This is a genomic window from Devosia sp. SD17-2 (assembly GCF_029201565.1).
Taxonomy (GTDB): domain Bacteria; phylum Pseudomonadota; class Alphaproteobacteria; order Rhizobiales; family Devosiaceae; genus Devosia.
Genome location: NZ_CP104002.1, coordinates 2478755 through 2498964 on the forward strand (window position 1 = coordinate 2478755; position 20210 = coordinate 2498964).

Annotated in this window: 21 protein-coding genes; 8 read left to right on the plus strand and 13 right to left on the minus strand. The window is 61.4% G+C overall.

Translation table 11 applies throughout. From position 1 onward, the window contains the following. Positions 1-13: 13 nt before the first annotated feature. The gene (locus NYQ88_RS12135) at positions 14-538 is read left to right on the plus strand and encodes a peptidylprolyl isomerase (protein WP_275651395.1); all 525 of its coding nucleotides are present in this window, start codon (positions 14-16) and stop codon (positions 536-538) included. 41 nt (positions 539-579) lie between these two features. Here the strand turns inward: NYQ88_RS12135 and NYQ88_RS12140 are convergent, their stop codons facing one another. Beyond that, positions 580-1071 carry a hypothetical protein gene (locus NYQ88_RS12140; protein ID WP_275651396.1) on the minus strand — a complete coding sequence of 164 codons (492 nt, stop codon included), beginning with the start codon at positions 1069-1071 and terminating at the stop codon, positions 580-582. Between the two features lie 159 nt (positions 1072-1230). Here NYQ88_RS12140 and NYQ88_RS12145 point away from each other — a divergent pair, with 159 nt between their 5' ends. Together NYQ88_RS12145 and NYQ88_RS12150 are read left to right on the plus strand one after the other, a co-directional pair. Continuing rightward, positions 1231-1569 carry a hypothetical protein gene (locus NYQ88_RS12145; RefSeq protein ID WP_275651397.1) on the plus strand — a complete coding sequence of 113 codons (339 nt, stop codon included), beginning with the start codon at positions 1231-1233 and terminating at the stop codon, positions 1567-1569. 92 nt (positions 1570-1661) lie between these two features. Then, complete coding sequence (locus NYQ88_RS12150) at positions 1662-1895, plus strand: hypothetical protein (RefSeq protein ID WP_275651398.1); 234 nt, start codon at positions 1662-1664, stop codon at positions 1893-1895. Positions 1896-1916: 21 nt separating this feature from the next. On the opposite strand, the gene greA is transcribed toward NYQ88_RS12150, so the two are convergent. After that, positions 1917-2399, minus strand: coding sequence for a transcription elongation factor GreA (greA, locus tag NYQ88_RS12155; RefSeq protein WP_275651399.1), 483 nt, complete (start codon positions 2397-2399; stop codon positions 1917-1919). 199 nt (positions 2400-2598) lie between these two features. Here greA and NYQ88_RS12160 point away from each other — a divergent pair, with 199 nt between their 5' ends. Further along, a complete protein-coding gene (locus tag NYQ88_RS12160) occupies positions 2599-3060 on the plus strand; it encodes a hypothetical protein (protein ID WP_275651400.1) in 462 nt (153 codons plus the stop codon). 70 nt (positions 3061-3130) lie between these two features. Further along, positions 3131-3643 carry an MFS transporter gene (locus tag NYQ88_RS12165; RefSeq protein WP_275651401.1) on the plus strand — a complete coding sequence of 171 codons (513 nt, stop codon included), beginning with the start codon at positions 3131-3133 and terminating at the stop codon, positions 3641-3643. A gap of 5 nt (positions 3644-3648) precedes the next feature. Here NYQ88_RS12165 and NYQ88_RS12170 read toward each other — a convergent pair whose 3' ends face one another. The 7 genes from NYQ88_RS12170 to NYQ88_RS12200 all read right to left on the minus strand — a co-directional run bounded on the left by NYQ88_RS12170 (position 3649) and on the right by NYQ88_RS12200 (position 12232). Further along, on the minus strand, positions 3649-5001 hold the full coding sequence (locus NYQ88_RS12170; RefSeq protein ID WP_275651402.1) for an MFS transporter: 1353 nt from the start codon (positions 4999-5001) through the stop codon (positions 3649-3651). Positions 5002-5122: 121 nt separating this feature from the next. Beyond that, positions 5123-5515: a VOC family protein gene (locus NYQ88_RS12175; RefSeq protein ID WP_275651403.1), complete on the minus strand. Its 393-nt coding sequence runs from the start codon at positions 5513-5515 to the stop codon at positions 5123-5125. Positions 5516-5622: 107 nt separating this feature from the next. Then, entirely contained in the window at positions 5623-6717 is a 1095-nt protein-coding gene (ugpC, locus tag NYQ88_RS12180) for a sn-glycerol-3-phosphate ABC transporter ATP-binding protein UgpC (protein ID WP_275651404.1), read from the minus strand. 40 nt (positions 6718-6757) lie between these two features. After that, positions 6758-7585 carry a carbohydrate ABC transporter permease gene (locus NYQ88_RS12185; RefSeq protein WP_275651405.1) on the minus strand — a complete coding sequence of 276 codons (828 nt, stop codon included), beginning with the start codon at positions 7583-7585 and terminating at the stop codon, positions 6758-6760. Then, the gene (locus tag NYQ88_RS12190) at positions 7582-8496 is read right to left on the minus strand and encodes a sugar ABC transporter permease (RefSeq protein ID WP_275651406.1); all 915 of its coding nucleotides are present in this window, start codon (positions 8494-8496) and stop codon (positions 7582-7584) included. Before NYQ88_RS12190 ends, NYQ88_RS12185 begins: the two co-directional genes overlap by 4 nt. A gap of 65 nt (positions 8497-8561) precedes the next feature. Then, on the minus strand, positions 8562-9803 hold the full coding sequence (locus tag NYQ88_RS12195) for an extracellular solute-binding protein (RefSeq protein ID WP_275654917.1): 1242 nt from the start codon (positions 9801-9803) through the stop codon (positions 8562-8564). A gap of 107 nt (positions 9804-9910) precedes the next feature. Next, positions 9911-12232: an alpha-L-rhamnosidase gene (locus NYQ88_RS12200; protein ID WP_275654918.1), complete on the minus strand. Its 2322-nt coding sequence runs from the start codon at positions 12230-12232 to the stop codon at positions 9911-9913. A 191-nt stretch (positions 12233-12423) separates the two neighbouring features. Between NYQ88_RS12200 and NYQ88_RS12205 the strand changes: the two genes are divergently transcribed. From NYQ88_RS12205 to NYQ88_RS12215, 3 genes are all read left to right on the plus strand, one after another. Then, complete coding sequence (locus NYQ88_RS12205) at positions 12424-13446, plus strand: LacI family DNA-binding transcriptional regulator (protein ID WP_275651407.1); 1023 nt, start codon at positions 12424-12426, stop codon at positions 13444-13446. A gap of 345 nt (positions 13447-13791) precedes the next feature. Continuing rightward, entirely contained in the window at positions 13792-15249 is a 1458-nt protein-coding gene (locus tag NYQ88_RS12210; protein WP_275651408.1) for a DEAD/DEAH box helicase, read from the plus strand. A gap of 138 nt (positions 15250-15387) precedes the next feature. Further along, positions 15388-16455 carry a GGDEF domain-containing protein gene (locus NYQ88_RS12215; RefSeq protein ID WP_275651409.1) on the plus strand — a complete coding sequence of 356 codons (1068 nt, stop codon included), beginning with the start codon at positions 15388-15390 and terminating at the stop codon, positions 16453-16455. Between the two features lie 224 nt (positions 16456-16679). On the opposite strand, the gene NYQ88_RS12220 is transcribed toward NYQ88_RS12215, so the two are convergent. The 4 genes from NYQ88_RS12220 to NYQ88_RS12235 form a co-directional block, all read right to left on the minus strand. Next, positions 16680-17960 carry a 3-phosphoshikimate 1-carboxyvinyltransferase gene (locus NYQ88_RS12220; protein WP_275651410.1) on the minus strand — a complete coding sequence of 427 codons (1281 nt, stop codon included), beginning with the start codon at positions 17958-17960 and terminating at the stop codon, positions 16680-16682. A 171-nt stretch (positions 17961-18131) separates the two neighbouring features. Continuing rightward, positions 18132-18512: an iron-sulfur cluster assembly accessory protein gene (locus NYQ88_RS12225; RefSeq protein WP_275651411.1), complete on the minus strand. Its 381-nt coding sequence runs from the start codon at positions 18510-18512 to the stop codon at positions 18132-18134. Positions 18513-18567: 55 nt separating this feature from the next. Beyond that, positions 18568-18900, minus strand: coding sequence for an SUF system Fe-S cluster assembly protein (locus NYQ88_RS12230; RefSeq protein ID WP_275654919.1), 333 nt, complete (start codon positions 18898-18900; stop codon positions 18568-18570). A gap of 66 nt (positions 18901-18966) precedes the next feature. After that, entirely contained in the window at positions 18967-20187 is a 1221-nt protein-coding gene (locus tag NYQ88_RS12235; protein ID WP_275651412.1) for a cysteine desulfurase, read from the minus strand. Positions 20188-20210 lie beyond the last annotated feature (23 nt).

Genomic DNA, 20210 nt, shown 5'->3' on the forward strand with positions numbered 1-20210 from the left:
AGGGATGCCTCTCTTGCCCGTTTCCGTAAATATCGAGACCGAGCTCGGCGCTTTCACAGTGTCGGTCGACACCGAAAATGCCCCCATCACTGCCGCCAATTTCCTGGCCTATGTCGATGGCGGTCACATTGACCACTCGACCGCCTACCGTATCGTCACCATGGCAAACCAGCCGGCAGAGACCGTCCACAAGATCGAAGTGGTGCAGTGGGGCCCTCAGGCATCCGAGGACAACCCGTCTGCTTTCCCCGCGATTGCTCACGAAACTACAGAGACAACGGGGCTCCGGCACAAGCATCTGACCATTTCGATGGCGCGTTTCGATCCTGGCACCGCCAGCTCGGAATTCTTCATATGCATCGGTGATCAGCCCCAACTCGATTTTGGCGGCATGCGCAATCCCGACGGCCAGGGCTTTGCTGCCTTCGGCACGGTGATCGCTGGCGAAGACGTTGTTCTGAAAATATTCGGAACCGCGGCGGCCGATACCGAATATCCGCCGGAACCGCTGAAGTTCCTGCGCTGCTACCGGGCGTAAGCAACGCCTGGCACCAGCCGCAAGATTTGCCCCTCCCCGCGTCAGGGGCAGTTTTGCAGCACTCTGGCGATGGTCGACTTTGAGCCCTTCGCCCCGAACATGTTGGGATCGACGGCTTCGAAGCCAATCCCGCCTTTTGATCGCACGAAGGCCACGCGAATGGTCGCCCGTGCATTCTGGGCAATCCGTGCCCACTGCCGCGCCACCGGCCCACGCACAATGACCGAGCTTCCGTCGAGGTGAACCAGCGGCATGTCCTGCGCAAAACTGGTATTCCCCGACAGCGCTGACGAAGCCGTGGCTGCATCGGGCGTAATGGCCGCGCTCGTGGCCGAAGCAACGGCAATCGTTTTGTCCGGGGTGCGCACCCAGAATCCCATGGCGAGTACGCCGCCACGGCAGGCGAACTGGAACTGCGCGTCGCCATTGTCGACATAGGCGATCGGCGTTCCCCCTCCCTCATAACGCCATTGCTCGGCCGCCACCGGAGCAATCATCGCAACGCAGGTGGCGGCAGTGAGGAAGAGGCGCATGGTGTGATGTCCGCGGAGATAAAATCAGCCGCTACCGGACGCGAACGGTCTTAACAAACTCTTTCACGACGCAAGTGATCAAGCCAAAATGATTGCCACGTCGAAACCGCTGGCACTCATTCGTCCTGACGATAAGCTCATCTTACGGAGGAAATCCACATGGCCCGCTTTCTCGCCGTCTACACCATGCAACCGGAAGATCTCGCTCGTTTCCGCGCCATGCCTAAATCGGATCAGGACGCCATCGACGCCGCAGGGCTGCCGAAGTGGCAAGAATGGGAAGAGCGCCATTCAGCCGCTTTCGCCGACCCTGGCGGCATGGTTGGCAAGACGCTGCGTGTCAGCCGGAGCGGCGTAGCTGCTGCTACCAACGCGATCTGTGGTTATGTCGTTGTCGAGGCCGATAGCATCGAAGCCGCCGCGCGCCTTTTCGAAGATCATCCGCATTTCAGGATCTTCCCCGGCGACGCCGTCGACATCATGCCGTTCGTGACCTGATCACGTTCCTTCGCAAGGTAGCATTTGCTATCTTTTTCAACCGGTCAGCAACGGCCACGCTGGAGTGTGCGTTATGGCCGGCGGAGGAAAAGATGAGCCAGTCACACTTCATCGTCTATGAACGCGACGCAAAGTGGCAGTTTACCAACAAGGGCAGCATCACAGCGCCGTTCGACAACCGCTTCGAGGCAATCGAGGCCGCTATCGGCGCTGCCCGAACCAGCGGCGACCCCCATTCAATTGTCATCGTCCAAGACCCCGGAACGGACGAGGAAATTGTTTGGCGGCACACTGAAGACAGCGCCGAGAACAGCGAAGAGTTTTAAGGCTTGAAGCAGTGCGACGCCCTAGCTGATACTCACGATCTCCACGTCGCCCCCAGCAACAGAAGCGACTTCATCCACGGTCTTGCCCATCAGCGCACGAGCAATGGGCGACCGGAAGGAAATGGTGCCGCTGCTGGGGTCTGCCTCATCGTCACCGACGATCCGGTAGGTCTGGATGCGACCATCTTCGCGCTCGAAGGTCACCGTGCTGCCAAAGCGCACCGTACCGTCTGCAGGTGACGGCGGAACAATCTGGGCGGTTCGAACGCGTTCTGAGAGATATCGAATATCGCGAAACGGTGTCGCCGCAAGGCGGCGCCGCTCGTTGATATCGTCAACCCCCATTGCCGCTTCATAGGCGCCCCTGGCCGCCTCGAGATCGCGTTGAAGCAGGGCGAGGCCTTCCTCGGTGACCAGATTTGGTCCATCCGGTATCGACCGCTCGGGCAGCATGGTTTCCGATGCTGTCTCGGCACTGTCTTCTTTCGTGAAAGCGACGCTCACCTGAATTCCTCCGAGGCCTGAACGGCGAGCCATAGCCCAGGATCGCGCCCGGAAACAATGGGTATCAGGAACGCGTCAGGACCTATGTTGGATGCACCCCCAAACTGGATCGGGCGCAGCGTTCACATTCTCATGCATGATCGAACGACTGGGCCCGCCCGACGTTGTGTGGAGAGCTTATCATCGCATGGAGACTGAAATGGCACAGACACATGACCATGGCGGTGTACTGCCGCAGGAAACCAATTTCGATAATGCGGACCAGCCCGGCATCGCACAGCCTTACAGCCAGACTGAAATCGAAGACCTTGTGTTCAATGGCCTACTCAGCGTGGAAGAACGGCTGACGCAGTTGCGCGAAATGCGCGATGAGGCCGCGGCCCGCGAAAGCGGCGACTGGGGTGACCAGGACCCCGCTGCGATGATGGATGAAATCGATCGCGCGATCGAGGAGCTGAGCGGCGATCAGTCAACGAGCGACGACAACTTCGCGCTTGAGCCTGGCCTCTCCGATGATCCGTCCGATCACCTGCACGCCCTTGCGCCTGACGATATCGATGCCCAGCAGGCATTGACGGGTGAAGACGCGTTCTACGACGAGGACGAAGAAGGCCCTGCTGACAATGATCATTGGGCCGGCAGTGAGGAATTTCGCCACTAATCTCCGCCGCCGTTGACGCCATGCGCATACCCTCCGCGCCACCAGCGCGGGGGCTTTTTGTTGGCAATAATTGACCCTTGCCAATATCGAGCGGCAGGCGCCTGCCTCCGCCATTGCCGCGGCCAGCATCTATAGCGTCGAGGGTTTCGCAGGACTCTTCGGGCGGGTGATTTTTGGCGTTCTCGGCGACAAGCTTGGGGTAAAACGGGTGATCATCGGTGGGCTGGTTCTGCAGGCCGCTTGTATCTACACCTATATTTATGTCAGCGAACTCAGCCACTTCTATGCGCTGGCCGCGGTGCTCGGGCTCGCCTATGGCGGGGTCATGCCGCTCTACGCCGTGCTCGCACGGGACTATTTCGGCCCCAAGGTAATGGGCACGGTCCTCGGCGGCATCACCATGACCTCAAGCATCGGCATGGCGTTTGGGCCAATCGGGGGCGGATGGATCTTCGATACGTTTGGCGATTATCACTGGCTCTACGTCAGTTCTGCCGTGATCGGTCTTGCGGCAGCGGCGCTGGCCTTGGCGTTTCCGCCAAAGAACCAGGATCTGGCCCCGACCGGCGCGGTCCCGGCCTGAGCAGATCAGACGGGGCTTGCCGCCATGGCTGCCCCGTCATTATCCCCCTCATCGTCGCCTTGCGTGGCATAGGCGGCGGACAAATCCCGATAAGCCCTTGAGTTGAAGGCGATGATTGTCACGATCAGGCCGATGAAGCCGGCGATGGTGAACACCAAAGCAATGCCGCGCTCGGGCCCTCGGCCAAACCAGTCGCCGATGGCATCGGCACCGGCCCCGTCTGTCATGAGCGGGATAAAGATGAACTGGGTCAGAGGCCCGATCATGAACGCGGTCAAGGGCGAGGCCGATTGTTCTACCGATTGGGCGAACCCGAACACCCTACCCTGTCTTTCCAGCGGCACCACCTTTTGCAGAGTGGTGTGCTCGGAAGCTTCCGCATAAGGCCCGAGGAACATCCAGACAAAGCAGCCTGCGGCCAGCAGCCAGATGGACGACTGTACGGTGAAGACGCAGCATACCGACCAGGTGATGATGTTGACCGTCAGCAGCGTTCTGAGCGGATTTTTGCCCAGTCCGGTTTTGGAAATGATGATGCCGCTGATGATGAAGGCCGTTGAAAGTGCCCCGAACGTCAGGCCCCAGACCTCTACGGACACCAGCGACAACCCATAGGCGTCCAGCAGGGCCATGAACACGCCACCGAGGAAGTTATTGAAAGTGGCGAAGAAAATGAGGGCGAACAGCCCGGGAACCGCTGCGATCACGCGGATCGTGCCGGCGATATCGACGCGCTTGGGCTCTTGAGGAACGTCGGCACTGGGGGCGACCCGGCCTTCGTCTAGCCGCAGCACAAGGAGATGGGCGAAGGCCAGAAGGGTAAAGCCAAGGGCCAGGATCAGCGTGAGCTTCATTCCCCCAAAGGCCACCAAGAAACCGCTTATGACAGAGGTGGTTAGAAAGCCTATGCCGCTCACCATGCCCACGAGCCCATTGGCTTTGTCACGCCGATCCTCCGGTATGAGGATCGTCACCAGGGTGGGAAGCGCGATGATGCGGAGGTTGCCCGAAATCACGCCCAGCATCACTACGAAGACAAAACCCCAGAGATAGGCACCATAGGGATCGGCGAAGGCCCCTTCGGGTTCAAGGAAAACCAGCGCCGTGCTGATGAGATAGAAAAAGAAGGAGGCGATGCTCGACCCTTGCATCGCCGCCTTCTTGGGGTTGTGATCGACAATGCTGCCGAACCAGAAGCCACAGGCTGCGGTGAAAACGAGAAAGATGCCGGCCACCATACCTGTCGCAAATACCGACTGCGTCTCGATAAAAATCCAGAATGTCAGGGCAAACCACACCGTGAAATTGGTGATGTTGGCGACAAGGTTATTGCTCAGGATCTGATGAAACGGGCTCATAAGGGCATCCTTGCGAAGCGGCGGGCAGCGTACCTCTGGTGGAAATGGACCTTAGACTATCGTGGCGACAGGGCCTGTCAGTGGGCCGCTACCCTCCACCCCAACGAACGATCAGTGCAATTCACTTTTCGGGCGTGAACTGTGCGATTTCCCACGCGAAACCGCCGGGATCGGCGAAAGCTGCCGTCCGCCGACCCCAGGGCTGGTTGATCGGACCGTTGAGGAAGCGCACTCCAAGTGATTGTAATCGCTCGTATTCTGCATCGACGTCGTCAACAAGGATGGTCAGGAGCATGCGGGGACCATCCGAGATGCTGCCAATTTGCATGGGGTCGACTAGTACGGGAGCCTGGGGCTCGGCGAGGAGGTTGATCATGGTCCCGGCAAAGCCGAAGACAGCCGAAACGTCGTCTTGATGGACGATCTCGACCGCGAAAATGCGCTGGTAGAAATCCCGCACCTCGTCGAGGTTCGGAACAAATAGTGTAATGACTTCAATAGCATCGAGCGACATGCTGGCCTCCTCCATGCAGGCACGACGATCCGCGGCCGCGCAATTCGACAAGTTTGGGCGGCGGCGCTGTCAAAAAAAAGCCCCGGTCACCCGGGGCTTTCTCAACGCTATCCGACGGATATCGGCGGGAGTAGAGATTTCCCTGATTTATCAAAGAGTACGGCCTTGGCCGGGTCCGCGGCGAGGACCAGGCTTTCGCCAATGCGCAGGGCCTGATCGCCATCCAGAACGGCGAGCCATTGGGTGCCCGAGGCCAGTTCGACATTGACGATAGTCTCGTTTCCAAGCCGTTCGACAAGCCCAACGCGCCCGACAATCGCCCCGCTGGATGAGGGCGAAAGGTCGTGCGGACGGACACCTAATGTTAGCAGACTGTTAACGTTGACGCCCTCAGTTTGCGCTGGAACGCGAAGATTGGCGACATCCTTGCCACTGACCACGATGGCCCCCTCTTCGACCGCGTCGACCGTGACTTCGACGAAGTTCATCTTGGGCGACCCGATGAAGCCGGCGACGAAGAGATTGGCGGGACGCTGATAGAGTTCGATGGGCGCGCCGACCTGCTGGACGACGCCAGCGTCGAGGACGACGATCTTGTCGGCCAGGGTCATCGCCTCGACCTGATCGTGGGTGACGTAGATCATGGTCGCGCCGAGATCGGCATGGAGCTTGGCGATCTCCATGCGGGTGTCGACGCGCAGGGCCGCATCGAGATTGGAGAGCGGCTCGTCGAAGAGGAAGACTTCCGGCTGGCGGACGATGGCACGGCCGATGGCGACGCGCTGGCGCTGGCCGCCCGACAGCTGGCCGGGCTTTCGATCGAGCAGATGCTCCATCTTGAGGATGCGGGCGGCTTCGCGGATCTTCTGGTCGCGAATGTCCTTGGGGGTCTTGGCGAGCTTCAGTCCGAATCCGACATTGTCGTAGACCGTCATGTGCGGGTAGAGCGCATAGGACTGGAACACCATGGCGATGGACCGATCGCGCGGCTCGACATTGTTGCAGAGCTTGTCGCCGATATAGAGTTCACCCCCGGTGATCTCCTCGAGACCGGCGATCATGCGCAGGAGCGTCGACTTTCCGCAGCCCGAGGGGCCGACGAAGACGACGAACTCGCCATGCTCGATCGACAGGTCCACGCCCTTGATGACCTCGACACTGCCGTAGGCCTTGTAGATGCTTTTGAGCTCAAGTCCGGCCACGGCTCAGATCTCCCTCGGTGAGAATGTTGGTGTCATCGCCCTACCCTTTGACCGCGCCGGCTGTCATGCCCGCCACGATCTGGCGGTTGAAGAACATGAAGACGATCAGCGGCGGGATAGTGATGAGAAGGATGTTGGTGAAGAGCAGATTATAGGCGGTGCTGAACTGGCTCTGGAAGTTGAAGAGCGTCAGCTGCACCGTCGCGTTGGCATTGCCCGGCAGGTAATAGAGCGGGTTGGTAAAATCGTTGAAGATGCCCACCGACTGCACCACGATGTTCGTCACCGTCACCGGCCAGAGCATCGGCAGGATGACGCGGAAGAACACGTCCATCGGCCGCGCCCCATCGATGATGGCGGCTTCATCCAGCTCGCGCGGGATGGTGGCGATGAAGGCCCGGTAGAGGATGATCGAGAACGGCAGATTATAGGCCACTTCGATCAGGATCATGCCATGCAGCGTGCCGAAGAGTTTGAGGCCCTGCAGCAGCCAGATGGTCGGGACCACGGCGGGCGGGATCATGAGGCCGGCGAGGATCAGGAACTCGATCATGCCATTCCAGCGCGTCTTGCGGCGGGCCAGCACGAAGCCGACCATGGCCGCAAAGATGATAAGCAGCGTGACGCTGGCGACGGTGATGAGGCTGGAGTTGATGAAGGCGGTGATCAGCATCCAGTTTCGGGTCTGCACCACCTGAACAATATTGTCCCAGAGGTGAAAGCCGTTCGGCCAGGAGAAGTCGCGCAGGGATGACTGCTGCTTGTCCTTAAAGGCCATCAGGATGATGAAGATGAACGGAATGACGAAGACGACGAAGGTCGCCGCAATGGCGGCCAGGCCGCCGACAAGGGAAGCGCGCGATTTCATTCGTGGCCCTGCTTGCGATTGAGGAACATCGTCAAAGGCACGACGAGGACGCCGATGAGCACGAAGAGCACCACATTGCCTGCCGTCGAGAGGCCGTAGAAGCCGGCCTGATACTGCTTGTAGATCACCGAGGCGACGGTATCGGATGCAAAGCCCGGACCGCCCTTGGTCATGGCCCAGATTAGATCGAAGGTACGCAGGCCGCCGATGAAGGACAGGGTGATGACGGTGGCGGTCGCCGGCCGGCTGAGCGGCAGCGTCACATAGAGGAAGTTCTGCCACTTGGTGGCGCCATCGATGCGCGCAGCTTCGTAGTAATCCTTGGGGATGGCGACGAGGCCGGCGATGTAGATGACGGTGGCGAGCCCCACACCCTTCCAGACGTCGACGAGAGCGACGGAATAGAGCGCCAGCTTGGGATCGACGAGCCAGCCTGGTCCCTTGATGCCGATGAGCGCCAGGGTTTCGTTGATGGCACCCGCAGTGGGATGCATGAGCACGGTAAAGGTGATGCCGACGCCGACCGTCGAGACCAGAACCGGAAAGAAGATGATGGAGCGCAGATAGCCGCGGGCCACGATCTGGCTGGTCAACATCACGGCAAGCGCCATGCCCAGAATGACTTTCAGACCAGAGGTGACGACGGCATAGACCACCGTATTGACTAAGCCCTGGATCAGGAAGGGTTCGCGGAAGAACTGCGCGAAGTTGTCGAGCCCGATGAAGGTGGCGTCAAACAGCGTCCAACGCGTCAGGCTGAAATAGAGCGAGGCGAATGTGGGTGCGAGAAACAGCACCGAGTAGATAACGGCCGCTGGCAGGAAGAACCAGCCGGGATAGGCTGAGCGGCGCTTGACCGGAGGAATGCCGGTTGGCGCGTCGGCCATGCTGGCTACGCTGGAAACAGCCATCGCCTTCTCCTTGATGATACGGCCCGGGTGTCAGGAGACATCCCAGGCCGTCGAATGACAAGTGCTTACCAGCCGGAGAGGCCGAGCTGCTGGGCCTGCTTGCGCACGTCCTCATCGTAGAGGGCAGCGCCGTCGGCGGCGGGACGGATACCCGAGCCCACTTCAACCGTGATCTGCTCGAGAGCGGGACCCTTGATCGGGGAAAGGAATTCCAGGGCCGGAGCGTTCTGGCCGCCTTCCTGGAAGTAGGGCAGCATGTCGGCAACAGCGGGCGGCACGTCGGCCGGGATCTCGCAACCGGCGATCATATATGGACCGGTCGCACCGACGGCTTCGTTGCGGATATCACAGCCTTCGGGGCTGGCGATAAAGGCGACGAAAGCCTTCGCCAGATCGGCATTGGCGGTCGACTTGGCGATATAGACCGAGTCCGGCATCCAGGTCGTCAGACCGTTGCTGTCGACGCTGTCACCCGGCTGGGCGAAGAAGCCAACGTCGTTGATGTGATCAGGAACGGTCTCGGCGATGGCGCCGATGCCGAAGGTCAGCATTGGATAGTGAGCACCCTCGCCGGTCGCGACCATGCGCAGGCCATCAGGATAGGTGGCAGCGCCGAAGTCTTCGTTGAGGTAGCCGCCCTCATAGACCGCCTGGAGCTTTTCGAAGCCACGCAGCGCCGCCGGGCTGGTGGCGAACTTGGCTTCGTTATTGGTGTAGCGCTCGGCGAAATCGGGCTCGGACGCGAGGACGTTGAAGAAATCGGCCAGGACGAATAGCTGGCTGGTCCAGGTCTCGCCATAGGTCTGGATAACGGCGGTCTTGCCGGCAGCCTTGATCTTCTCGTTATTAGCCATGAACTCGTCCCAGGATTTTGGAACTTCGAGGCCAAGCTCTTCGTAGAGAGGCTTGTTGTAGAAGATGCCGCCGCCCATGGCTGGTGCAAAGGGGGCGCCATAGACTTCGCCGCCCGCAGAAACCACGGACTTGAAGCTGTCCTGGACATTGGCCTGGAAGGGTTCATTGGTCAGCGGCAGGAGGTTCTGCGTCGGGTTGAGCGCCTGGAACAGCGAGCCCGAATTATAGAAGAACACGTCGGCCATGGAGCCGGTGGCAAGGCGGGTCTTGACGATGTTGTCGCCGTCACCGCCGCCGGGGCGGATTTCCATGTCGATGGAAACGTCGGGGTTCTGCTCGGTGAAGGCGGCAACCCAGGCTTCGGCGACGGCGACCGACTGCGGGCCGTTGTCGACGAGGAAGCTCAGATTGCCGGACTGCTGGGCACTGACGGCGCTGGCCGTCAGCATCATGCCGAGCGTGCTGGCGCTGAGGAGCGCGAGAAACTTCGTTTTGGTCATGGTAGGCACCTCCCTTGGGACCCTTTTCGGGTCAAGTTGAAATTTTTGCTATAGCGCCATCATGGCGTGTTCGCATTTACATGCGGCTTTGCGCGTTCACGGCGCGAAGGGGCTGCATAATTGAACGTGATGACATGCCGGCCTGCGGACAGCGAAACGTCGCCGGTGGCCGACAGAGGCTGGCCGTCGAGCGTCGCATCGCGATAGGCCGCAGCGAGACGCAGGACGCCGTGGCTTTCCGCTGGCACTTCGATCTCGTAGCGGACTGCTTCGCCGATGATGGACCAGGCGGCACTGATCTGGCCGGCAGGGCTATCGTGCCGGGCAGCGACCGGGGACAGATCAGGCAGGATGATCGGCTCGAAAACGATGGTCTTGAAGCCCGGATCACCAGCGTCCGGACGGAAGCCGGCTACGCCCTCGAGAAGCCACTGGCACACCGCGCCATAGGCATAGTGATTGTAGGAGTTCATCTGCGGATTGTAGATGGAACCGTCAGCCTGGATGGCGTCCCAGCGCTCCCAGATCGTGGTGGCGCCCATCTTCACCTGATAGAGCCAGCCTGGCACTTCTTCCTGGAGGAAGAGCTCGCTGACGAGGCCCCACTCACCGATTTTCACCAAGGCCGGCAGCAGCGCCGGCGTGCCGATGAAGCCGGTGCCGATGCGGCACTCAGCGCGGTCGATGGTGTTCTTGAAGTGGCGCTTGGCGGCTTCGTATTTGTCCGCCGGAATGAGGTCGTGGACGAAGGCGAGCGCATAGGAGGTCTGATCGTCATAGGCGAGACGACCGGACTCCGTGATGAACTCCCGAACGAAGGCCGCCTTGACGTCAGCGGCGATCTTGCCCATCCGCGCGCTTGTGGCCGCATCGCCCGCGATCCGCGCGATCTCGGCGACCGAGTTGGCGGCGATGTAGAGATAGATGGTTGCGGCGGCGTCATCGCCGATGGTGGGCAACGGCTTGGCGCTGGGACCCTTGGGCTGCAGCCAGTCACCGAATGTAAAGCCGCGGGCGCCCCATTCGCGTGGCGGCGAGACGATCGGGCTATCGCTGATCGACCAGACGAAATCGACCCACTTGACCATGGCCGGAAGCGCTTCGGCGAGCATCTCGGTGTCACCATAGTGCAGATACATCTGCCAGGGGATGATGTGAACGGCGTCGCCCCAGCCGGTCGAGCCGAAAAAGCCGGGATAGAATTCGGGCTGCAGGCGGGTCGGGTCGGGAACGACGTGCGGCACCGCGCCGTCTTCGCGCTGGTCGACCATGAGGTCGCGCATATATTTGCGGAAGAAGCCCTGGACCTCGCCGAGATAACAGGCCGTTCCTGCAAAGACCTGGGCGTCGCCAGTCCAGCCGAGACGCTCGTCGCGCTGCGGGCAGTCCGTCGGAACTTCGATGAAATTGCCACGCTGGGACCAGAGCGTGTTGAGGAAAAGGCGGTTCACCAGCGGGCTGCCGGAGGTGAAACTGGCCTTTGCTTCGGTGACCGAGCTGATCGGCACGGCAGTGATGGCGCCAAGGGTGGCCTCGCCCTCAATGGTCACGCGGGCGTAGCGGAAACCCTGGAAGGTGAAGAGCGGACGATAGTGCTCGGTGCCCTGCCCGCTCAGCGTATATTCGAGGCGGGCTTCGGCGGTGCGGTAATTGACGTTGTAGAAATTGCCATCTTTGTCGAGGACTTCGGCGTGTTCGACGAGCACCTTCGCCCCGGCTTTGCCGGTGACGTCGAAGGCGACATAGCCGCCGATGTTCTGGGCGAAGTCAAAGATCTGGCGGCCTTCGGCGTCCTGCCAATGCTTGGCGATCGGCAGGGCTTCGAGTTCGCGGACCGGCGTGGTTTCGTGGGCGACGAGGCGCGCGGTGTCGAAGTCGATCTCGGCGGTGCCGGCGGAGACTTCGGGGGTTATGCGGGCGTCAAAAATCTCGCCGAAATAGATGCCGGACTTGCGGACAGGAAGTTCGCCGCTTTCCCAGGAGCTGTCGGTGGCAAGGAGCAGGTCGCCCGCGCCATTCGCGGCGGAGCGGAGCTCGGCGAAGGCGGCGATATCGCTGCCCCATGTATTGTGGATCGGGAACTTGCCCCACATCAGCTGACTGCGCAGCCAGCCGTCGGCGAGCCAGATCTCGATGCGGTTTTCGCCGGCCACGAGGAGATCGGCGACAGCATAAGTCTGGTAGCTCAGGCGGACATCATAGCTGGTCCAGCCGGGCGTGAGGATGTCCTGGCCGACGCGCTTGCCGTTGATGAAGCAGACATAGAGCCCGAGCGCCGAGATATCGAGCGACTCGGCGCCGGTGACGGCGGACAGGGAAAAAGTCTTGGAAACGAAGCTCGCGGGCGTGCCGACACCCTTATCGGACAGCGGACGGACCATTTTGGCGGCCCAGGCGCGACGGGAATTGGGCGAGCCCGCATTGAGCTCGACATTGGTTTCGTTCAGCACGGGGCCTCTCCTCAGCCGCTTTTCGCGGTGTAAACTGTTCTACGTGCAGCGTTCTACAATTTTGACGGCTTCGCAATAGGATTTTTTTCGATTAGGTGCGAAACTGGTTGAAACGAGGTCCCATGCAGAAAAAACCGGCAGCTGGCCGCACTCCCCGGATTACCATTCGCGATGTCGCTACGGATGCAGGCGTATCCGTTGCCGCTGTTTCGAAAGTCCTGCGCGATGCCTATGGCGTCAGCGACGCCCTGCGGAAAAAGGTCCAGGCGTCGATGGACAAGCTCAACTATCGACCTTTGACCGCGGCGCGCGGATTGCGCGGCAGGACCTACACGATTGGGCTGATCTTCCCGGATCTGCGCAATCCGTTCTTTGCCGACATATTTGCCGGAGTGAACGCAGCGCTGGAGCGAACGCAATACCAGGCGATGCAGGGGATCAGCCATTCGGTCCACGCGCTTGTCGACGCCATGGTCGACCGGCAGATGGATGGGCTGATCCTGATCGGCCCGAACGAACAGGCCGAACGGCTGGAGGAAATCGCCGCCCGCCTCCCCCTGGTGCTGATCGGGCACCATCAGGACACCGGCCGGCATTTCGACGTGGTCAATAATGACGACCAGCTGGGTGCCCGCCTTGCGATCCGGCACCTGATCACCAATGGCTACAGCAAGATCGCCATGCTCAGCCTCGAGCAGCCGGCATCATCGGTCATCCAGCAGCGCGAGATCGGCTACCGGATGGAGATGGTGGAGCGTGGCCTAGGCGAGCAAATCAATATCGTGCGGGCGCCGCAGATGCTGCGAGATGTGCAGGTGGTGCTGCGTCGACTGCTCAACGGCCCCGATCGACCGGAGGCCATCTTCTGCTGGACCGACCTCATGGCCTTTGAGGCGATCAGCGTCGCGACCGAGCTCGGACTCTCCGTTCCGGACGATCTGGCCATCGTTGGATATGACAATACGGTGTTCTGCGACTTCGCCCAGAACAGCCTCACCAGTATCGACCAGTCGGGGGAAATCCTGGGGCTGCAGGCGACGCGACTCCTTATCGAGCGGATCAATGGACGCAGCGAGCCGGACCAGTTCGTCGTCACCCCGCGCGTTGTCGCCCGCAGCAGCAGCGCGCGCTCGGCCAGCGAGTGAGGGGAGAAAAGATGGGCTCCTTAACCTCAATCAGCCTTGATTTCGCCAAAAGCGTTGACAGAGTAGGCCTTTGCGCTATGGTCCGCGCCGCAAGAGCACTGATATGCCTCCCGGCGTCACGCTTGCGTGCGCGCGGTCGCCTCAATGTTTCTGGGGCGGTGACTACAGGTTTTTCCGTGTCTGCGCCCTTACCCGTTGCGGATGTATAACCGACTTTTTGCTTTTTCATCCGCACAGGCGAATTACGCTTCGCGTTCAGGCGGAACTCGCTTTCCAGTCCGGAATGCCGACCCGAGTGTTTCGGGCGGTTTGCAACCGGAAAACCGTTGAGTGGATCGACCGACGTTGACCGACGATTTCTCCAGCCTTGGCCTTTCCAGCAAGGTTACCGATGCCGTTCTAGCGGCGGGCTATACACGCCCTACTGAAATTCAGGCCCAGGCCATTCCCCATTTGCTGGAGAAGAAGGACCTGATCGGCATTGCCCAGACCGGCACCGGCAAGACGGCGAGCTTCGTGCTGCCGATGCTGACGCTGCTGGAAAATGGCCGCGCCCGGGCCCGCATGCCCCGCACTCTCATTCTCGAACCGACGCGCGAACTCGCTGCCCAGGTCTCCGAGAACTTCGAGAAGTACGGCAAGAACCACCGTCTGACGATGGCCCTGATCATCGGCGGCGTGTCGTTTGAAGACCAGAACAAGAAGCTCGACCGCGGTGTGGACGTGCTGATCGCGACCCCTGGGCGCCTGCTCGACCAGATCGAGCGCGGCAAGATCATGCTGAACGGCGTCGAGATCCTCGTGATCGACGAGGCCGACCGCATGCTGGACATGGGCTTCATCGATGACATCGAAAAGATCGTCAATCGCCTGCCGCCCCGTCGCCAGACCATGCTGTTCTCGGCAACCATGGACGGGCAGATCGAGAAGCTGACCAAGAAGTTCCTCAAGGATCCCGTGCACGTGCAGGTGTCCCGTGCGGCTTCGACTGCCGACACCATCGACCAGAAGCTGGTCAAGGTTTCGTCCAAGCCTGACGAAAAGCGCGCGGCGCTGCGGGAGCGGATCCGCGCCTCCGAAGGCCTGACCAACGCCATCATCTTCTGCAATCGCAAGCGCGACGTAGCGACCCTCGCCCGCTCGCTCGAACGCCACGGCTTTTCGGCCGGTGCGCTCCATGGCGACATGGACCAGAAGAGCCGCATGGAAACGCTCGACGCCTTCAAGGGCGATCGACTGACCCTGCTGGTCGCCAGTGACGTTGCTGCCCGCGGCCTCGACATCCCGGCCGTGAGCCACGTGTTCAATTTCGACGTGCCCGTGCACGCGGAAGACTATGTGCACCGAATCGGCCGCACCGGTCGCGCAGGCCGTTCCGGCGTGGCCTATACCCTGGTCAGCTCGGCCGACAGCAAGCATCTCGACGCCATTCTGAAGCTGATCGAAAAGCCGATCGAATGGCTAGAGGTTGCAGCACCGCAAACCGCGCGTGCCGCGGCCGAAGCCGCGAGTGAAAGCGACGTGGAAAGCACCGGCACCGAGCGCCGCAAGCGGCCATCGCGGCGGCGCACCAAGGCGGATGCAGCTCAGGTTCAGGCTCCTGCTTCGGCTTCGGCACCTGCGGCTGCTGTCACTACGCCCGAGCCCGAAGTCGTACGGGTCGAACAGACAGCGCCAAGTTCGAACAGCCGGCGTCGTCCGGCAAAGCGACCAGAAGAAAGCACATCATCCGACACGTCCGCCTTTGGCGACGCCGGACCGATTCCTGCATTTCTTCTTCGTCCGACTCGCTTATCAGAGTAGATAAGCGAGCAAGTATATTGGGGGCCGCGGTCAATACTGTTGTGAACGCGACACCCGCGTTCAGCAGTAGACGGCGGGGGATATATTTGCTCTACCTTCTCAGCCAGACGCTGGGGGGCCGGTTACGTGGGGAAGTCTGTGGCCGATCACGAGTTCGAACGCGCTTTGGCCTATGGCCTGTCAGCACTCGACTTGCTGAAGCGGGGCAGTATTCCCCCCTACCCCCAATTCTATGAACTCCTCTACACATATGCGACCGGTGTAAACCCGGCGCTGAACAACCGCATCAATGCGATCTTCGCCAGCGGACAGGCGCCGACGACCACTCTGGCCGAAACCCTCTACGAAGAGTTCCTCCGCTCGGACGTCAACGACCGCATGTCCATGGTGTCCCAGCGGATGCACGTCCGCATCCAGGACGTGCATGACGCAATCGATACGGCCATGGCCACGGCGAACGCTTATTCCGGTTCCCTGCAATCTGCGCAGGGCGATCTGGAACGGGCGATCAGCGCCGAGGATTTGCAGATCCTTGCCGCGCGCCTGTTGACCGAAACGCGGCGCATGCAGGATACCAACCGAACCCTGGAGCAGAAGCTCGAAGCCTCTCGCGAGGACATTGCGGCGCTGCAGCGAGACCTCGACGATGTCCGGCGCGAGTCGCTGCTCGATCCGCTGACCAAGATTGCCAACCGCAAGAGTTTTGACGATGGCCTGCGCGAGGCGGTTTCCGACGCCCGGCAATCGGGCAATCCGCTGTGCCTGATCCTGGCGGATATCGATCACTTCAAGTCGTTCAACGACCGGTTCGGCCACCAGACCGGTGACCAGGTGTTGCGGCTGGTGGCGATGACCTTCAAGTCCAACATCAAGGGCCGCGATATTGCGGCGCGTTATGGCGGCGAAGAGTTCGTTGCGGTGCTACCCTCGACCGACCTCAAGGGCGCATCAATCGTGGCCGAAAATATCCGCCAGGCCATTCACGCCAAGGAACTGCTCAAGCGCTCGACCAATGAGAAGCTGGGACGCATCACCGCGTCGTTCGGCATTGCCCTGTTCCGGTCGAACGAAAGCTCCGGGGCCTTCTTCGAGCGCGCCGACCGCTGCCTCTATGCGGCCAAGCATGCCGGCCGCAACCGCGTGGTCACTGAGGAAACCTACGAGGCCGTCCTCGAGGATATCCGGACCGGCGTCTCGGCCGCCTAAGCTTTTCGGTAGGCGCGCTAAACGGCGTGGAGGGATGTCGTACGTCCCGGACGAGCTGAGCCCAGCCAATCCCCAAAGCCGCCTTGCCTTGGCGTGGATCACCCGGACAAGCGGGGTGATGTCGACGAACCACAGCTTCCTGAAGTTGGAAGGTCGGTCACGCTTCCCCATGCGTCCGGCATGAAGTCGGCGTGCTGTTGCCGCTCCCTCAGGCTGCTGGGCGGCTAACCGTCCGGCTGAAGCTCGACCCCGAGGCCGGCCAGCATGGTCCAATAATCCGGATAGGTTTTGCCTGTGCAGGCCGGATCGAGAATAACGATGTTGTGCACCAGCAAACCGGCCAGCGCAAAGCTCATGGCGATGCGGTGATCGTGGTAGGTTTCGATCTTGATCCGCGAGTTCCGTCCGGAAAGCTGGGAGGCAAGGGCCGGATCGGACGCGACGATGAGGTCATCGCCCTCTTCGGTCGCGAGACCGGGCAGGATGCGATTGAGTTCATTGGCGACGGCGCGGATGCGGTCGGTTTCCTTGACGCGTAGATTGGCAATGCCGACGAAGCGCACGGGGCGGTTGTTGAAGGCCGCGACAACCGCCATGGTCGGAACCGCGTCCTGCATCTGCGAGCCGTCGATGATCTCGGGCATGTTGGGGAATGACGCGATGATGGCCTGGGCGGCAGCATCAGGCTGGGTGAAGGCGTCGGCTGAGACGCCGAGGTCGATCTTGCCGCCCGTCAGCGCCTCGATGCCCCAGAGATAGGTGGCGGCAGAAGCGTCGGGTTCGATATGGAAATCAGTAGCCTTATAGCCCGTCGGCTGGACCAGCCAGGCGCCTTCGCCGTTCTCGGTGACATCGGCGCCAAAGGCGCGCATGGCGGCGATGGTGAGATCGACATAGCCGCGCGCCCCGATGTCCTTTCCGGCAAGGGCAATCTCAATGGGGCCATCGCCGAAGGGGGCGGCCATCAGCAGGGCCGACACATATTGACTTGAGAGCGACGCGTCGATCTCGACCCGGCCCTTGCCGAAGCGGCCCGTGCCCCGGATGGTGACAGGTGGGCAGCCGGTGGGGCTCTCGGCGTCGATGCCGAGCTGGTTGAGGGCATCGACCAGCGGACGGATCGGGCGGAGGCGCATGTCCTCGTCGCCGTCAACGATGACGGTGCCATCAATGGTCGCAACGGCGGCCGTCAGGAAGCGGGTGGCCGTGCCGGCATTGCCGAGAGACAGAGGCGCGGCGGGCGCCGTGAGGCGGCCAACGCTGGTGACGAGAAAGCTCGTCGCATCCGGCTCGGTGATCTCGACGCCCATCTCCCGGAGGGCCTTGGCCATCAGCACGGTGTCCTTGCTCTTCAAGGCACCGGTCAGGCGGCTCGTGCCCTTCGCGAGGGCCGCGAGGAGCAAGGCGCGATTGGTAATCGACTTGCTGCCGGGCGGCGAAACGCGGCCCGAAAGCGGACGATTGGGCGGGACGATGGCGTAGGCGGGAGGGAGAGCGTTTGGCATGGTGTCGTGTTAGGACAAACCGTCGCGGGTGGCAATTGGGGAGTTTCTTGGAGTACCCCCACCCAACCTCCCCCTGACAGGAGGAGGGGTCTTTCCGTGGCTCAACGGATATCGCAGCAAACTCGATCGATCCCTCCCCCTGCTTAGGAGAAGGCCAGGAGGGGATAAAACTCAGGCCCCTGCCCGGGCTTCGGCGAGGGCCTTGAGGTCTGCTGCGGCGAGCGTGACGCTTTCGCCGCAACCGCACGCGCCGGTCTGGTTGGGGTTCTTGAAGGTGAAGCTCGAGCCCATTTTCGACTGCTCGAAATCCATCACCGTGCCGAGGAGATACATGGTGGCCTTGGGATCGACCCAGACATTGACGCCCTTGTCCTCGACATGGTCATCGCCGGCGATCGGCTGCTCGACATAATCCATGGTGTAGGAGACGCCAGCGCAGCCGGCATTCTTGATGCCGACGCGCAGGCCCACGACGGGCGTGTCCGAATCCTCGATGATCTCGGTGATGCGCTCGGCAGCGGCATCGGTCAGCGACATGATCTTGAAGGGCATGGACAGGTCCACCTTTTATCGGCGTTTCACGATATATAGGACGAAACGCGCGGGATTACCACCAGTTCAGCGCGACCTGGGCTTCTTCGCTCATGCGGGTCGCGTCCCACGGGGGATCGAAGACCATGTTGACGGTGACGTCCTGGATGCCTTCTACGCTGCGGGCGGCGTTTTCCACCCAGCCGGGCATTTCGCCGGCAACCGGACAGCCGGGAGCGGTCAGGGTCATGTCGATGGTGAGGTTGCGGTCGTCATCGAGGTCGACCTTGTAGATCAGGCCCAACTCATAGATATCGACCGGGATTTCCGGGTCATAGACGGTCTTGAGCGCACCGATCAGCTCGGTGGTGATGCGCTCGACCTCACCTTCCGGAAGCGTGGCCGGCATGGTGGGCGTGATGCGAACGTCTTCCGGCGAAGCAGTTGTGTTTTCGTCTGTCATTTCCGTCTCGCCTTATGCGAAAAATTTCTGGGCGCGCTCGAGGCCATCGACCAGCGCATCCACATCGTCCTTGCCATTATATAGGGCGAGGGAGGCCCGGCAGGTAGAGGTGACGCCAAATCGCTTGAGCAGGGGCTGGGCGCAATGGGTGCCGGCGCGAACGGCGATGCCGTAGCGGTCGAGGATGGTGGCGACGTCGTGGGCGTGAGCCCCGGCGACCTCGAAGGAGAAGATGCCACCCTTGCCCGGCGCGGTGCCGATCATGCGCAGGGAGTTGATCCGGCTCAGCTTTTCGCGGGCGTATTCTGCAGTCTCGGCCTCGTGGGCTTCGATGGCGTCGCGGCCGAGGGTTTCCATGTAGTCGAGCGCGGCGCCGAGGCCGATCGCCTGCACGATGGGCGGCGTGCCGGCCTCGAAACGATGGGGCGGCTCATTATAGGTGACGCCCTCGAGGGTGACCGTCTCGATCATCTCGCCGCCGCCCTGATAGGGCTGCATTTCGGCAAGGAGATCGTATTTGCCGTAGAGCACGCCGATGCCGGTGGGGCCGTAAAGCTTGTGGCCGGTCATGATGTAGAAATCGGCGTCGAGGTCGCGAACATCCACCTTGGTGTGGACAGCGCCCTGCGATCCGTCGATCAGGACGGGAATTCCCTTTGCATGAGCAATCGCGATCAAGTCCTTGATCGGATTGATGGTTCCCAGCACGTTCGACATGTGGGTGATGGCGACGATGCGGGTCCTGTCGGTCAGCGCCTGCTCGAAGGCGGCGAGATCGAGGCTGCCATCATCCTTGACGTCGACCCACTTGATCACCGCGCCCTTGCGCTCGCGATGGAAGTGCCAGGGCACGATATTGGAGTGGTGCTCCATGATCGTGGTGACGATCTCGTCGCCCTCGCTGATGCGCGGACCGGCAAAGGACTGGGCGACGAGGTTGATCGCCTCGGTGGCCGAGCGGGTGAAGATGATCTCTTGGACGCGACCGGCATTGAGGAAGCGCCGGACGCTTTCGCGGCCGCCCTCATAGGCCTCGGTGGCGCGGTTGGCGAGCGTGTGCAAGCCACGGTGAACATTGGCGTATTCGTGCCGGAAGGCATAATCCATCCGGTCGAGGACCTGGACCGGCTTCTGTGCCGAGGCGCCGCTGTCGAGATAGACCAGGCGGTGGCCATGGATCTGCTCGGACAGGATCGGGAAGTCGGCGCGGACTTTATTGAGGTCGAAGGTCATCTACGTCTGGTCCTCGTGGAGGA